Source organism: Methylobacterium carpenticola (genome assembly GCF_042748905.1).
Lineage (GTDB): Bacteria > Pseudomonadota > Alphaproteobacteria > Rhizobiales > Beijerinckiaceae > Methylobacterium > Methylobacterium carpenticola.
The window spans coordinates 1815651-1829239 of record NZ_JBHZEO010000001.1 but is presented as its reverse complement, the minus strand read 5'-3'; the positions used below and the strand labels follow the sequence as shown (position 1 = coordinate 1829239).

Genomic DNA, 13589 nt, shown 5'->3' with positions numbered 1-13589 from the left:
CCATGGGCCCGGTGCGCGGTCCCGCCCTCGCGGCGCTCCTCGCGGCGCTCCTTGCCGCCGCCTCGCCCGCCACCCCGGCCGGCGCCGTCGAGGTGCTGACCGGCACGCTCCGGAAGGCGGCCGCGAGCGGCACGGTCGTCATCGGCTACCGGACGAGTTCGATCCCCTTCTCCTACGTGGAGGAGGGGCGGGGCGACGGGCACCCGATCGGCTACGCCATCGACCTCTGCCTGGAGATCGTCGACGACATCGGCAAGGCGATCGGCCGCGACGACCTCGGGATCCGCTACGAGCCCGTCACCTCGGAGAACCGCATCCCGGCGGTGGTCTCCGGACAGATCGATCTCGAATGCGGCTCGACCACCGCGAATGCGGAGCGGCGGCGGAGCGTCGCCTTCTCGCCGGTCACCTTCGTGAGCGCGACCAAGCTCCTCGTGCCGCGCGGCTCCGCGATCGCCTCCTACCGGGACCTCGCGGGCAAGCGCGTGGTGGTCACGGCCGGAACCACGAACGAGGCGGCCCTGCGCGGGCTCCTCGCGCGCCTCAAGCTCGAAGCCCAGATCCTGACCGGGCGCGATCACGCCGAATCCTTCGCCATGGTCCGCGACGGCCGCGCCGACGCCTTCGCCCTCGACGACGTGCTGCTCTACGGGCTGATCGCGAGTGCGGGCGAGGCGGGCCGGGGCTTCACCGTGCTTCCCGACAAGCTCTCCTTCGAGCCCTACGGCATCATGTTCCGCAAGGACGACCCGGCTCTCGCCGGCGTGGTCAACGCGACCTTCGCGCGCCTCGCCGAGAACCGGGAACTGCGCTGGACCTACGAGAAGTGGTTCCTCAAGCGCCTGCCGAACGGGACGCGGCTCAACGTGCCGATGTCGGACGAGCTGCGCACCAGCTTCCAAGTCCTCGGCCTTGATGAGTGAGTGCCCGCGGCGCGCCCGGAATCCGGGAACGCCGAGGCGGCCGCGATCCTGCGCGCAGGCCGCTTCCTATTGCCCGACCGCGGCGAGCCGTGGGGGCCGCTTGCGGGGCGGGGGAGCCGGGAGGGGCAGGATCGTGGTCGATTTCACCTTCTGCATGGCGAAACGCGAGGTCACGTTCTTGAGCGGCAGCGCCGCGGTCAGCGTCTTGTAGAACGTGTCGTAGGCGGCCATGTCGGCGACGACGACGCGCAGCATGTAGTCGACGTCGCCGGCCATCCGGTACAGTTCCAGCACCTCCGGCATCGCCGCGATCTGCTCCGCGAAGCGCCCGAGCCAGTCCTTGGAATGGTCCGCGGTCTCGATCGAGACGAAGACCGTGAGACCGAGCCCGAGCTTGTCCGGATCGAGCACGGCCACGCGGCGGTCGATCACGCCCTCGGCCTCGAGCCGCTGGATGCGCTTCCAGCACGGCGTCTGCGACAGCCCGATCTGCTCGCCGATGGAGGCGATCGAGAGTGTCGCGTCGGTCTGGAGGAGCGCGAGGATCTTCAGGTCGATGGCGTCCAAGGGGTCACTCTTCTCAGGTTGCACCCCGGGGGTGCGACGATCCGTCAGGCCAGTCTCGAAGCCGATGGATGGCGCGTCATAATACAGTATTTTTATGGAGTATATGATTTTTTGCGCTGGCGGCACCAGGCGGCTGGGCGGGCAGGGTCAGTGCCGGTGGGTGCCGATGCCGGCCGCAGCGAAGGGCGCCGCCGCGATGCGGGTCAGCTCCTCGCGCCGCACGCGCGCGAGGCCGCCTTCGGCGGAGGAAGTCTCGGGAAGGAGGCGACTGCGCAGCCAGCCATTGGCGTCGATGAGGAAGCGGGTGCCATCGAGGCGCTCCGGATCGAGCCCGGCCATCAGGGCGAAGGCGGTCCAGGCATCCGGCAGGGCGGTCCGGCAGGTGGGGCGTGCATCCCCGGCCGCCGCCTCGCGCGTGAGCAGCACGGTGGCGACGGGCGGCTCGGCGGGCGCAGCCGCGCCGCCGGCGATCACCTCGACGACCTGCCCCCTGAAGTCGGAGAGCGGCCTTCGGCCCGAAGGGCAATCGAGCACCACCTCCGGCGCCAGCACGGGGGAGTGCCACGTCCCGGTGCGCCGGACCGCGCTGCCCGCCGCCCGCGCCCGGACATAATCGATCAGCTGCCAGCGCTGCCGCGGCGGGAGCCGCGCGATCGTGCCGTAGGGGAATGGGCTGTGCCCGATCCGGTCGAGGACGTCGGTGAGCCAGCCGTAGAAGTCGCCGTCCGGCCGCGTCCAGACGGCGTAGGGCGTCAGATCCGACGGGTCGTCGTCCGGCCGGAAGCAGTCCGGCGTGCAGAGGGCGCGCACCAGCGCCTCGCCGCGGGCGATCGACGCGACGGTGAAGCCGGTCTCGGAGCGCTGGAAGCTCGTCGGCGAGGCCGGCTTGGTGAGCAGGCGCAGGTTGGGACCCGGCAGCAACCCGATCGCGGCCGCGGCCGCGAGCGGCCCCAGGAGCCGGGTGCGACGCCACAGCAAGGCCGCCGTCCCGAGGACCCCCGCCCCCACCAGCGCGGCGGCGCGCCAGAGTTCCTTGGCGTAGTAGGGCTCCGCGATCCGGGCGAGATCGGGCTGCCAGGCGAAGGGCCAGACCGCCTGCTCGTGGGCGGCCGGCGGCATTGTGGCCAGAGCGACCGCCGCCGCGGCGACGGCGAGGCCGATCGCGGTCTCGATCCCGATGCTGATTCCGAGCGCCCGCCGGGCTCGGATCCCCTGCAGGCGCGGCGTCAGCACGAACTTGTTGAGCGCGGCGATCGCCGCGAGCGCGACGAGCCCGCCGGTCTTGGCGAGGGCGATGAGCCCGTAGGGCGTGCCGAACCAGCCGCCCACATCGCCGATCAGGTCGAGGGACTGGAGCCACGCCGTCGCCGTGAGGGTCAGGATGGCGACGAGCCCGATCCAGGAGAAGCGCCGCGCGGCGGCCTGCGCCACGGCGCCCGACGCATTCCGGATCAGGAGCGCGAGCGGCACGAGCCCGCCGAGCCACGCCCCGGCGGCGAGGACGTGGAGTGCGACGAGGAGCGGTAACCGGGCTCCGCCATCCGCCGCCGCATGGCCGAGCCAGGGCTGGAGGCCGAGCGCCGCCGCAGCGAGCAGGGCCGCCGCCGCCACCCGCGGCCTCGCCGTCACCCCACCCGCCAGCCAGACGGCGCCGGCGAACAGGGCCGTGCGCAGGAGCAGGCTCTGCCCGAAGGTCGTGCCGCCCGCGACCAGGGCCAGAAGCTCGGGCAGCCCCCGGATCTCGTCGGGAGCCGCCATCCGCGCCGCCTGCGCGGGCAGCCACGCCAGCGTCGCGGCGAGCTTCAGGGCGAGGGCCGCGCGGATCAGCCTCAGGCAGGCCGGGCGGGAGCCCTCCCCTGTCCGTGCCAGGGGCAGCACGATCAGCGCCGCGACGAGCAGCGTGCCGAAGAGCGCGAGCGACGCCGCGAGTTCGCCGCCGCGCAGCAGGCGCAGCAGCAGGAGCCCTCCGTCCATCCCGCCCGGCCCGGCCGCTCACGGCTTGACGATGAAGGTGAAGGTCCCGGTCGTCTGATGGGTGTCGACCGAGCGCGCCGTCCACGTCACCGTGTAGGTGCCCGGCACCAGGGCGCCGAGGCCGACGGCGAGGGATTTGGGGTCGCGCCCCACGAAGTGGGTGTCGCCCTTGTCGACCTGCCGGCCGGCGGCGTCGCGCACTACGATCCGGGACAGCGTCTCCTCCAGCTTCTCGGTGAAGGCGAGGCTGACCTCCGCCGGCGCGCTGCGCACCGTTCCGTCGACGGCGGGTACCGCCGAGGCCAGATGCGCGTGGGCCGAGGCCGGGCCGATCCCGGCGAGCGTGAGGAGCGCGAGGCCCGCGACCCCGTGCATCGTCCGACCCATCACCATTGCACGACACCTTTCTGCCAAGTCAGGACGCGGTCCCGGATCCGGAACAGCAGCGTCGTCAGGAGGGAGAACAGCAGGGCCATGACGACCAGCCCGGCATAGAGGTGGCCGTAGGCGGTCCAGCCCCGGGCCCATTCGACGTAGTAGCCGAGGCCGGCCTTGACCCCGATCATCTCCGCCACGACCAGCACGGCGATGCCGTGCCCGAGCCCCATGAACAGGCCGACGAAGACGTGCGGCAGCGAGGCCGGGACCGCCACCCGGAGGAGGAGGAAGCGCTCGCTCCCGCCGAGCGTCCGGGCGACGTCGTAATAGGCCTTGTCGACGCCCGCCACGCCCGACCACGTCAGGATCGCGACCGGAAACCACGTGGCGAGCGCGACCAGGAAGACGCCGCCGCTGAAGCTCGAGGGGAACAGGAACAGCACCAGCGGGATCAGTGCCGTCGTCGGCACGGGTCCGATCAGGCGCAGGACCGGCTTCGTCCAATAGGCGATGCCCGGCGACCAGCCGGTCGCGAGCCCGGTCAGGAAGCCCGCGAGGGCGCCGAGCGCGACCCCGGCGCCGAGCAGGACCAGCGAGGCGCCGACGCTCTCCGCGAGCCGCCGGGTGTCGGTGGCGTAGGCCTCGATCAGGCCCTGCGGGGGCGGAAAGTACGGCTGCGGCCACAGGCCGGTCTTGGCCGAGGCGACCTGCCAGACCGACAGGATCACCGGCAGGGCGATCAGCCAGGGGCCGTTCGCCCGCAGCCAGCGCCAGACCCCGCCCAGTCGGACGTTCAGGCCGAAGGCGCAGAGCAGCAGGAGGCCGATTCCCCATTGGCCCACCGCGAGATCGGCGGTGAAGGGCGCCGCCCGGAGATTCGGCCAGAACAGGGTGATGGCGCCCGCGGCTCCCCAGGCGAGGGCGGCGGAGACGAGACGCAGGTCCTCCCGGGGGACGACCGCGACGCCGCGGGGCGCGGCGGGCCGGAAATCCGCCCCGGACCGGGCGATTGCAGGATGACTCAACCTCGATACCTCGGGTTCGGGCGCCGGCCGGAGCAGGCAGGGCGGGGCGGGGGTGGCCTCAGCTCAGCACGTCGACGACGACGCGCTCGGCGAGCGCCTTCGGGTCGGTGCGCGGCCGGATGATGCCGACCGAGCGCAGATCCTCGGTGTAGAGCGAGACCTCCTGCTTCAGCCGCGCGCCGGTGCCGAAATGGTGCTCGTGCGTGTGGCTGCGGATGATCTCGGCCAGGATCGGCCGCGCGATCGGGCTGTAGGCGGTGAAGATCTGCGCCGACTCGTCCGGATTGTGCTGCACCCACTCCGCCGCATCGAGGAGCGCGCGGGTCAGGGCGGCGCTGGCGGAGCGGTTGCCCTCGGCGAAGTCCTTGCGCACGGCGATCCCGCAGCAGGACAGGTCCTTGTAGACCCCGCTCATCAGGCCGCCGATCTCGCGAAGCCTGCCTTCGTTGTTCTTGAGCACGAGGTAGATGCCGGGATCGGCGTCCACCGCCGCCTGGATCTCGCCCTTCCGGATCGCCTCGCCGAGGAGATCGACGGGATAGACCTTCCAGTCGACCTCGTTCGCCGGGTTGATGCCGGCCTTGTACAGCTGCACCGACAGGAAGTTCTTGCCCGCGCTCGCCATGTCGACCACGCCGATCGACTTGCCCTTGAGCGACGCGTAGTCGGCCTCGGCGGAGCCGGTGGCCGAGATCACCCGGATGCAGCCGCCGTGCAGGGCGCCGGTGAAGCGGATGTTGACGCCCTGCTCCAGCGGCTTGAGGAAGCGCAGGATGAAGTTGACGGTGGCGTCGATCTTGCCGGAGGCGACCGCCTCCAGGCTGCCGTCGAAGTTCGAGCCGAACTTGACGATCTCCACGTCGAGCCCGTGCTTGGTGAAGAAGCCCTTCTCCTGCGCCACGGGCACGGAGATCAGGCAGATGCCGGTGCCGCTCCAGCCGAGCCGGAGCTTCTGCGCCCCGGCGGCGGGCTGGGCCAGGGAGGGGAGCGCGAGGCCGAGGGGCGCGCCGAGCGCGAGCGCGGAGGCGCCGCCGAGCACGGCGCGGCGGGAGAGAAGCGGGGCAGCGTCGTTCGCGTCTGACATGGTGTTGACTCCTTGGGGGGATGGGGCGTGGGCGCTACCAGCTCGCGTCGAGGCCGAGCAGGCCGAGGCTTCGGCGGCGCAGGTCGGCCAGATGCGGGTCGCCGCGATGGCGCGGAAAGGGCAGGTCGACCTTGAAATCGGCCTTGATCCGGGCCGGCCGGTCGCTGAACACCACCACGCGGGTCGCGAGGAAGAGCGCCTCCTCGACGTCATGCGTCACCAGGATCGCGGTGAAGCCCTTGTCGCGCCACAGGGCGGCGAGTTCCGACTGCATGGTCAGGCGCGTCAGGGAATCGAGCTTCCCCAGGGGCTCGTCGAGGATCAGGATGTCCGGATCGTTGACGAGCGCCCGCGCCAGGGCGACGCGCTGCGCCATGCCGCCCGAGAGCTGGTGCGGATAGGCGTTGGCGAACTTGGCCAGCCCCACGAGGTCGAGCGCCGCGTCGATGCGCGCGCGCTGCTGCCTCAGCGTGCCCTGCGCCGCCGGCCCGAGGGCCACGTTGTCCCGGACGGTGCGCCAGGGGAACAGGGTCGGATCCTGGAACACCACCACGCGGGAGGGATGCGGGCCGGTGATGGGCCGTCCGTCCTCCTTCAGGAGGCCGCGCCGCGGACGCTCCAGCCCGGCGATCAGGCGCAGCAGGGTCGATTTCCCGCAGCCCGAGGGGCCGAGCAGGGCGACGAACTCCCCGGGCTCCACCCGCAGGCTGATCCCGTCGAGGACGTCGAGCAGGGCGCCGTCGAGATCGAAGGCATGGCTCACGGCCTCGATGTCGAGGGAGGCTCCGGCGGCGGGGGCGAGCGCCTCCGGCCGGGTGGCGACGGCTACCATGCGACGAGACCTTTCTGCCAGGAGAGAACGCGGTCGCGGATCTTGAAGAGCAGGGTGATCGAGCCCGAGCACAGCAGGGCGAGCACCACGAGCGCCGCGTAGACGTTGCCGTAGGAGGCCCAGCCCTGGGCCCATTGCATGTAGAACCCGATCCCGGCCTTCACGCCGATGAGTTCGGCCACCATCAGCACCGAGAACGAGGTGCCGAGCGCCATGAACAGGCCCACGAAGACGTGCGGCAGCGCGGCCGGGATCGCGACCCGGAGGATCAGGAAGGACGGCTTGGCGCCGAGCGTCCGGGCGACGTCGTAATAGGCGCCGTTGACGCTCGCCACGCCCGACCACGTCAGCACGGTCACCGGGAAGCCGCTCGCCAGCGCGATCAGGAAGACGCTGGCGCTCCAGCTCGACGGGAAGGCGAAGAAGGCGATCGGCAGCCACGCCGTCGCGGGCAGCGGGCCGATGAAGCGCAGCACCGGGTGCACCCAGTAGCCGGCCCGCCGCGACCAGCCGATCGCGACGCCGGCGAGGAAGCCGAAACCGGCGCCGAGCCCGAAGCCGGTGATCAGCAGCCGGGCGGAAGCCAGGAGATGCTGGCCGAGCGGCGCGAAGTCGTCGACGTAGACTTCGAGGAGCGCCTGCGGTGGCGGGAAGAACGGCAGGGGCAGCCAGCCGAACTTGGCCGAACCCAGCTGCCACGCGGTCAGGAACAGTCCGGAGACGATCAGCCAGGGCCCGGCCTGGCCGATCCGGGCCGCGCCGCGCGGCAGCCAGCGCCCGAGCAGGGGGAGAACCGCGCAGGTCGCCGCGAGGATCGCGGTGCCGACCGCGAAGCTGCCCGTCTCGACCCAGTCGCCGACATCCGCCCAGGCGACGGCCGAGATCGCTGCCGCCGACCACGCCAGCGCGGCCGCGAGACCGATGAGGATCGGGGAGCGTCTCCCCGGCTGTTGCGCTGCCGCAGGATCGGCTGGTGCCGACGTCGCCGTCCGCATGTCGTGGGAACCTTCGTGAAATGTCGATGATTTCGCGGCGATCAGCGCCGAAACCGCCAAGGCAGACTTGCATCCGGGTCCCGTCGGAGCAAGTGGATGAGAATTCTTTTGTGCAATGCGCAAGCGGCAGGTTCTGCCAGAATTCAGCCGCTCGGAAATTCGTTCTTTCGGGAGCGGACCATCACTGCCGACGACATGAAATGACCTTTGGGATGATGTTTCGGCAAGCGGGCGCGTTGATGGAACGATGCCATCATGGAGGCCCGGAGCGGGAGAACGGGTGCATCGCCCCCGCGTCGGCGGCGCCTCACGCGCGGAACGAGCAGCCCGCGGTCAGGATGCCGAGGATCGGCAGCGCCGTGCCGGCGGGCGAGCCGGCCCCGGGCATCGGCTGCCGCTCCAGGCGCATCCCCGGCACCCGGTAGAGATTCGGCCGGATCCCATTCTCGTCGATGTCGTCGTCCCGGATTATTCCGTCGATTGCGGCGGCGGCATTGGGGAAGGGGTTCCGCAGGACCGATGCGGCGTCGGTGGCGGCCTCATGGGGAGCCAGGGCCGACAGGAGCGCCGCGCCGAGCACCCCATGGAGCGCATCGAAGGCCGCGCCCCGTGCCCCGAAAAGCGCCGGGGAGCGCGAGCACGCCCGCGCGCGAGCCCGGCGACGGGGTGAAGATCGGACGCTGGTGGCTCACCACCCGTTGGCGGGCCTCCTCGATGCGGTCGAGATGGATGCTGATGAAGGTCTCGACCGCGAGGCGGCGCGCCTCGTGCGGAAAGCGGGACGGCATCGGATGTCGTTCGGTCGCGCGGCCTTGCGATCGGGGGGACCCGCCAAGCGGTTTGCTTGGCGGGTCGGCCGGCGCCGTCTCCCAGGGGGTGGAGGCGATGGAACCGGCATCCGGTCGGGGGCGGGTCCGGAAGCCGCCCCCGGAAACGGGTCGCTACCCGGAGACCGCCGCGTCATGCGCGGTGGCTTCGCGTCGTTCTTCCAGTTGCAGCAGCAGGGAGATCGCGCAGGGCAGCACGGTCAGGGTGAGCGCGGTGGCGGCCGTGAGCCCGCCGATGATGGCGTAGGCCATCGGCCCCCAGAACACCTGCGGCGCGATGGGGATCATGCCGAGAACGGCCGCGCAGGCGGTCAGCATGATGGGCCGCGCGCGGTGCGTCGCGGCGTGGACGATCGCCGCGCGGGCGCCCTCCCCTGCCGCCACGTTGGCGTCGACCTCCTCGATCAGGATGACCGCGTTGCGGATGATCATGCCGGCGAGGGCGATCACGCCGAGCTGGGCGACGAAGCCCATCGGCGTGCCGGTCGGCAGCATCGCCGCCACCACGCCGATCAGGCCGAACGGCGCCATCGCGAGGGCGAGGGCCATCCGGGAGAAGCTGCGCAGCTGCACCATCAGCAGCGCCAGCATCACGAGGAGCGTCAAGGGCAGGACCGCGATGATCGAGGCGTTGCCCTTGGCCGCCTCCTCCACCGCGCCGCCGACCTCGACCCGGTAGCCGGTCGGCAGGCCCGCCGCGAAGGCGGTCACGGCCGGGTCGAGCGCCGCGACGACGGTGGCGGGCTGCACGCCCTCGCGGATGTCGGCCTGCACGGTGATCAGCGCGAGGCGCTGGCGCCGCCAGACGATGGGCTCCTGCACGCCGTAATCGAGATCCGCGATCTGGCGCAGGGGCACGCTGCGCCCCTCCGGCCCGCGGATCTGAAGATTGGCGAGCGTGGCGAGGTCCGTCCGCTCGCCGGTCGCGGCCCGCGCCACCACGTCCACGAGCCGGTCCTGGTCGCGCACGCTCGTCACCGTGATCCCGGAGAAGATGGCCGCCATGGCGCTGGCAACGTCCTGCGAGGACAGGCCGAGCGCACGCGCCTGGGTCTGGTCCAGCTTCACCTCGACGCTGCGCTCGGGATCGCCGGCATTCAGGTGGACGTCGCGCGCCTCCGGGTTCGCGGCGACGATGTTGGCGAGGCGCCCGGCGACGTCGCGGACCCGGGCCGGATCGGGCCCGGTCACGCGGTACTTCAGCGGCCAGCCCACGGGCGGCCCGAGTTCGAGCGGCGTCGCCCGGGCGATCAGGTCCGGAAACTCCGTGCGGAACGCCGCTTCGAGCCGCGCGCGCAGGGCGTCGCGCTCCCTCAGCCCCTTGGTCACGACGACGGTCTGGGTGACGTTCTCGTTGGCGAGGAGCACGTCCATCGGCAGGTAGAAGCGGATCGCGCCCGAGCCGACATAGGTCGAGAAGCGCTCGATCGAGGGATCGTCCTTGAGCAGCGCTTCGAGCCGGGCGGCCTCGCGCCGGGTCGCCTCCAGGGAGGCGTTCTGCGGCAGCGTCAGGCTCACCAGCAGGTCGGGCCGGTCGGAGGGTGGGAAGAACTGCTCCTCCAGGTAGGAGGACAGCCAGACGGCGGCGGCGAGCGCGGCGAGCGCCGCGGCCACCGTCGCCCGGCGATGGCCGAGGACCCAGGACAGCACGGCCTCGTAGGCCCGCATGATCCGGCCCTTGCCGGGGCCGTGATGCGGCAGCGCCTTCGGCAGGATCAGGGTGCCGAGCAGCGGCGAGAACAGCACGGCGACGATCCACGAGGCCGACAGCGAGATCAGCACCACCATGAACATCGAGTAGCAGTATTCCCCCGAGCTCGACTGGGCGAAGCCGATCGGGATGAAGCCCGCGATCATCACCAGCGTGCCGGTCAGCATCGGGAAGGCGGTCGATTCGTAGGCGAAGCTCGCCGCGCGCCTCAGGTCCCAGCCCTGCTCCAGCTTGCCCACCATCGCCTCGACCGTGATCATGGCGTCGTCGACGAGAAGGCCGAGCGCGATGATGAGCGCGCCGAGCGAGATGCGCTGCAGGCCGATCCCGGTCAGGTCCATCCCGATGAAGGTCATCGCCAGGACGAAGGGGATGGAGACGCTGACGACCAGCCCCGCCCGCAGGCCGAGCGACAGGAAGGACACGCCGAGCACGATGGCGATGGCTTCGAGGAGCACCTTCACGAAGCCGTCGACCGCCTCCCTGACCACGGTCGACTGATCGGCGACCGGCGTGATCGTGATGCCGTGCGGCAGCGTCGCCTCGACCTCGGCCATGCGCGCCTTCACGGCCTGGCCGAAGCTGAGCAGGTTGCCGGTGGGCGCCATGGAGATGGCGAGCCCCATCGCGGCTTCGCCGTTCACGCGGAAGAGCGGGGCCGGCGGATCGACCGGACGGCGGTGGATGCTGGCGAGTTCGGTCAGGGGCACGAAGCGGCCGCCCGCGCGCAGCGTCACGCCCTTGAGCGCCGCCTCGGAGGCGAAGGCGCCGCTCACCCGCAGCGCGATCCGCTCGCCGGGCAGGCGGATCGTGCCGGAGGGCTCGACCGCGTTCTGCGCCTTGAGCGACTGGAGCACCGCCTGCTCGTCGAGGCCGTAGGCGGCGAGCCGGCCCGGCGAGAACTCGATGACGATCTGCTCCTCCTGCACGCCGAGGAGCTGCACCTTGCCGACATCGGGCACGCGCAGGATCTCGGCGCGCACCCGGTCGAGGTGGTCGCGCAGCTCGCGTTCGGAGAATCCCTCGGCGGTGAAGCCGTAGATCTGGCCGAAGGTATCGCCGAACTCGTCGTCGAAGAACGGGCCCTGGACGCCGCTCGGCAGGGTCGCGACGATGTCGGCCGCCTTCTTGCGGACCTGATACCACGCATTGCCGACCGCCTGGGCGGGCGCATCGTCCCGCAGGTTGACCATGATGACGGTCTCGCCCGCACGGGTGTAGCTGTCGAGACGGTCGAGATGGGGCACCTCCTCCAGCTTGCGCTCGAGCCGGTCCGTGAGGAGCTTCGTGGTGTCGGCGACCGTGGCTCCGGGCCACAGGGCCGAGACCACCATGGTCCTGATGGTGAAGGGCGGATCCTCGTTGCGGCTGAGCCGCGCGTAGCTCAGGACGCCCCCCGCGAGGGTCACCAGCATCAGGAAGAGGATCAGGGGCTTCTGGGCGAGCGCCCAGGCCGAGAGGTTGAAGCCGCCCGCGGCCTCGGGAGTGCGGTTCCGCGGGCTCATCGGGCGCTTGCCTCGCCGCCGGTGCCGGAGGCGACCTTCTGGCCCGGGCGCAGCTTGCTGATCCCGGCGGTGACCACCGCGTCCCCCTCGGCGATGCCGGAGGCGACCAGCACCTGCGCCGCGCTGTAGCGGGCGACGACGACCGGCTTGCGCACGAGTTCCTGCCGCGCGGGATCGACCACGAACACCGCCGGCCGCTCACCCTCGCTCGTCACCGCCGAGGCCGGCAGGGCGATCAGCGGGGCGCCGGAGACCACGAGCCGCCCGGTGACCGTGGCCCCGAAGGCCATGGCGGGTGGCGCGCCCGGCAGCGCGATGCGGACGCGGTAGGACCGGGTCGTCGCATCCGCGATCGGGCTGACGTCGCGGACCGGGCCGGCGATCCTGACCGCCGGGTTGGAGGTCAGGGCGACCTCGACCCGGGCATCCGCGGGAAGCGCGTTCATCAGCCGCTCGGAGACGTTGAAGACGGCGTCCTTCTCGCGGGTCGAGGCCAGCTTCACCGCCATCTGGCCGGCATTGACGACTTGGCCGGGATTGACGCCGACAGCGCCGACGATGCCGTCATCGGGCGCGCGCAGCGCGGTGTAGTTCAGCTTGTTGCGCACGGTTTCCAGATTCGCCTGGACCGCCCGGCGGCGGGCGCTCGCGCTGCGCCAGTTGGCCTCGACCTCCTCGACCCGGGCCAGCGCCACGATCTCCCGCTCGAAGAGCATCCGCTGCCGGTCGAGGGTCGACTTGGCCAGCGCCTCCGCCGCCTCGGCGCTCTTGAGGTCGGCCTCCACGGCCCGGACCTCGTTCTGCACGTCCTCGGGATTCAGGGTCGCGAGGAGCTGCCCCTTCTCGACGAGGGCGCCGACCTCGACGGTCCGGCTCGCGACGCGCCCGTCGATGCGGAAGCCGAGATCCGTCTCGATGTGGGGCTGGATCTCGCCGGTCTGCACGACCTCCTCGCCGATGGCGGCGGGCTTGGCGAGGATGGTCCGGACCGGGCGCGGCGCCTCGGCCTTGCGCTCCTCCTCCTTGCAGCCGCCCAGGGCCACCAGGACCCCGAGGATGCCGGCCCAGAGCGGCGCGGGGCCCGACCGGCGGGTCATCGTCCGACCTCGTCGGGAGCGACGGCGAGGCCGCGCAGCATCGTGCGCGCGGCGGCGGCGACGAGGGTCCCGGCATCGCTGAAGTCGATCTCGCGGATGGTGACCGCCATCACGACGATGCCGTGGACGCTGGCGATGAGCAGGCGCGCGATGTCGTCGGCCGCCATGGGGCGGAACAGGCCCGCGCCCTGCGCCCGGTCGACCGCGGCCTGGAGCACGCGGTAGCCGTCGAGGGTCTTCGGATCGGTGAGCTCGATCCTGCCGACCTCGGGATCGAGGAAGACCACGCGGAAGCGGTCGGGATCGGAGAGGGCGAAGGTGCCGTACTCGACCATCATCCGCTCGATGGCGCGCAGCGGCTCCCCCTCCTCGGTCTCGATCCGGCGGAGCTGCTCCGTCAGCGCGTCGAGCGCGTCGGCGCAATAGCCCATCAGGACGTGCTGCTTGGTCGGGAAGTAGCGGTAGAGCGCGCCGGCGGTGAGGCCGACCGCCTTGGCGAGGCTGCGCATCGAGAGCGCGGCGTAGCCCTCCCTCAGCACGATCCGGCCGGCTTCCGCGACGATGCGGGCCCGGGTCTCGGCGAGTTGCACATCGCTCAGGGCTTGGCGCGGCATGCGGCCTCCATTCACTGTACTAGTTTAGTATACGCGTTCATTAAACGATGCAAGCGC

12 protein-coding genes are annotated in these 13589 nt (G+C 71.6%); 1 reads left to right on the top strand and 11 read right to left on the bottom strand.

Translation table 11 applies throughout. The features are described from left to right. The first annotated feature begins 2 nt into the window (after window positions 1-2). The gene (locus tag ACE101_RS08810; RefSeq protein ID WP_379128045.1) at window positions 3-923 is read left to right on the top strand and encodes an amino acid ABC transporter substrate-binding protein; all 921 of its coding nucleotides are present in this window, start codon (window positions 3-5) and stop codon (window positions 921-923) included. 66 nt (window positions 924-989) lie between these two features. On the opposite strand, the gene ACE101_RS08805 is transcribed toward ACE101_RS08810, so the two are convergent. The 11 genes from ACE101_RS08805 to ACE101_RS08755 all read right to left on the bottom strand — a co-directional run bounded on the left by ACE101_RS08805 (window position 990) and on the right by ACE101_RS08755 (window position 13532). Continuing rightward, window positions 990-1490 carry an Lrp/AsnC family transcriptional regulator gene (locus ACE101_RS08805; RefSeq protein WP_379128043.1) on the bottom strand — a complete coding sequence of 167 codons (501 nt, stop codon included), beginning with the start codon at window positions 1488-1490 and terminating at the stop codon, window positions 990-992. A gap of 147 nt (window positions 1491-1637) precedes the next feature. Then, a complete protein-coding gene (locus ACE101_RS08800; protein ID WP_379128040.1) occupies window positions 1638-3464 on the bottom strand; it encodes a CopD family protein in 1827 nt (608 codons plus the stop codon). An 18-nt stretch (window positions 3465-3482) separates the two neighbouring features. Continuing rightward, window positions 3483-3857: a copper resistance CopC family protein gene (locus ACE101_RS08795; protein ID WP_379128038.1), complete on the bottom strand. Its 375-nt coding sequence runs from the start codon at window positions 3855-3857 to the stop codon at window positions 3483-3485. Then, window positions 3851-4867 (bottom strand): ABC transporter permease, encoded by a 1017-nt coding sequence (locus tag ACE101_RS08790; protein WP_379128036.1) that lies wholly within the window; start codon window positions 4865-4867, stop codon window positions 3851-3853. The genes ACE101_RS08795 and ACE101_RS08790 overlap by 7 nt, the downstream gene beginning before the upstream one ends. Before the next feature lie 58 nt (window positions 4868-4925). Beyond that, a complete protein-coding gene (locus ACE101_RS08785) occupies window positions 4926-5951 on the bottom strand; it encodes an ABC transporter substrate-binding protein (protein WP_379128033.1) in 1026 nt (341 codons plus the stop codon). A gap of 34 nt (window positions 5952-5985) precedes the next feature. After that, window positions 5986-6783, bottom strand: coding sequence for an ABC transporter ATP-binding protein (locus ACE101_RS08780; protein ID WP_379128029.1), 798 nt, complete (start codon window positions 6781-6783; stop codon window positions 5986-5988). Continuing rightward, window positions 6777-7778 carry an ABC transporter permease gene (locus ACE101_RS08775; protein WP_379128026.1) on the bottom strand — a complete coding sequence of 334 codons (1002 nt, stop codon included), beginning with the start codon at window positions 7776-7778 and terminating at the stop codon, window positions 6777-6779. Before ACE101_RS08775 ends, ACE101_RS08780 begins: the two co-directional genes overlap by 7 nt. A 307-nt stretch (window positions 7779-8085) precedes the next feature. After that, entirely contained in the window at window positions 8086-8358 is a 273-nt protein-coding gene (locus ACE101_RS08770) for a hypothetical protein (RefSeq protein WP_379128023.1), read from the bottom strand. Between the two features lie 361 nt (window positions 8359-8719). Then, complete coding sequence (locus tag ACE101_RS08765; protein WP_379128020.1) at window positions 8720-11821, bottom strand: efflux RND transporter permease subunit; 3102 nt, start codon at window positions 11819-11821, stop codon at window positions 8720-8722. Then, window positions 11818-12918 (bottom strand): efflux RND transporter periplasmic adaptor subunit, encoded by a 1101-nt coding sequence (locus ACE101_RS08760; protein ID WP_379128017.1) that lies wholly within the window; start codon window positions 12916-12918, stop codon window positions 11818-11820. The genes ACE101_RS08765 and ACE101_RS08760 overlap by 4 nt, the downstream gene beginning before the upstream one ends. After that, window positions 12915-13532: a TetR/AcrR family transcriptional regulator gene (locus ACE101_RS08755; protein ID WP_379128014.1), complete on the bottom strand. Its 618-nt coding sequence runs from the start codon at window positions 13530-13532 to the stop codon at window positions 12915-12917. Before ACE101_RS08755 ends, ACE101_RS08760 begins: the two co-directional genes overlap by 4 nt. Window positions 13533-13589 lie beyond the last annotated feature (57 nt).

Bases quoted from the DNA above. Each gene is read 5' to 3' on its own strand.
- ACE101_RS08780 (WP_379128029.1), bottom strand. From the start codon at position 6,783: ATGGTAGCCGTCGCCACCCGGCCGGAGGCGCTCGCCCCCGCCGCCGGA.
- ACE101_RS08800 (WP_379128040.1), bottom strand. From the start codon at position 3,464: ATGGACGGAGGGCTCCTGCTGCTGCGCCTGCTGCGCGGCGGCGAACTC.
- ACE101_RS08765 (WP_379128020.1), bottom strand. From the start codon at position 11,821: ATGAGCCCGCGGAACCGCACTCCCGAGGCCGCGGGCGGCTTCAACCTC.
- ACE101_RS08755 (WP_379128014.1), bottom strand. From the start codon at position 13,532: ATGCCGCGCCAAGCCCTGAGCGATGTGCAACTCGCCGAGACCCGGGCC.
- ACE101_RS08810 (WP_379128045.1), top strand. From the start codon at position 3: ATGGGCCCGGTGCGCGGTCCCGCCCTCGCGGCGCTCCTCGCGGCGCTC.
- ACE101_RS08785 (WP_379128033.1), bottom strand. From the start codon at position 5,951: ATGTCAGACGCGAACGACGCTGCCCCGCTTCTCTCCCGCCGCGCCGTG.
- ACE101_RS08795 (WP_379128038.1), bottom strand. From the start codon at position 3,857: ATGGTGATGGGTCGGACGATGCACGGGGTCGCGGGCCTCGCGCTCCTC.
- ACE101_RS08760 (WP_379128017.1), bottom strand. From the start codon at position 12,918: ATGACCCGCCGGTCGGGCCCCGCGCCGCTCTGGGCCGGCATCCTCGGG.
- ACE101_RS08775 (WP_379128026.1), bottom strand. From the start codon at position 7,778: ATGCGGACGGCGACGTCGGCACCAGCCGATCCTGCGGCAGCGCAACAG.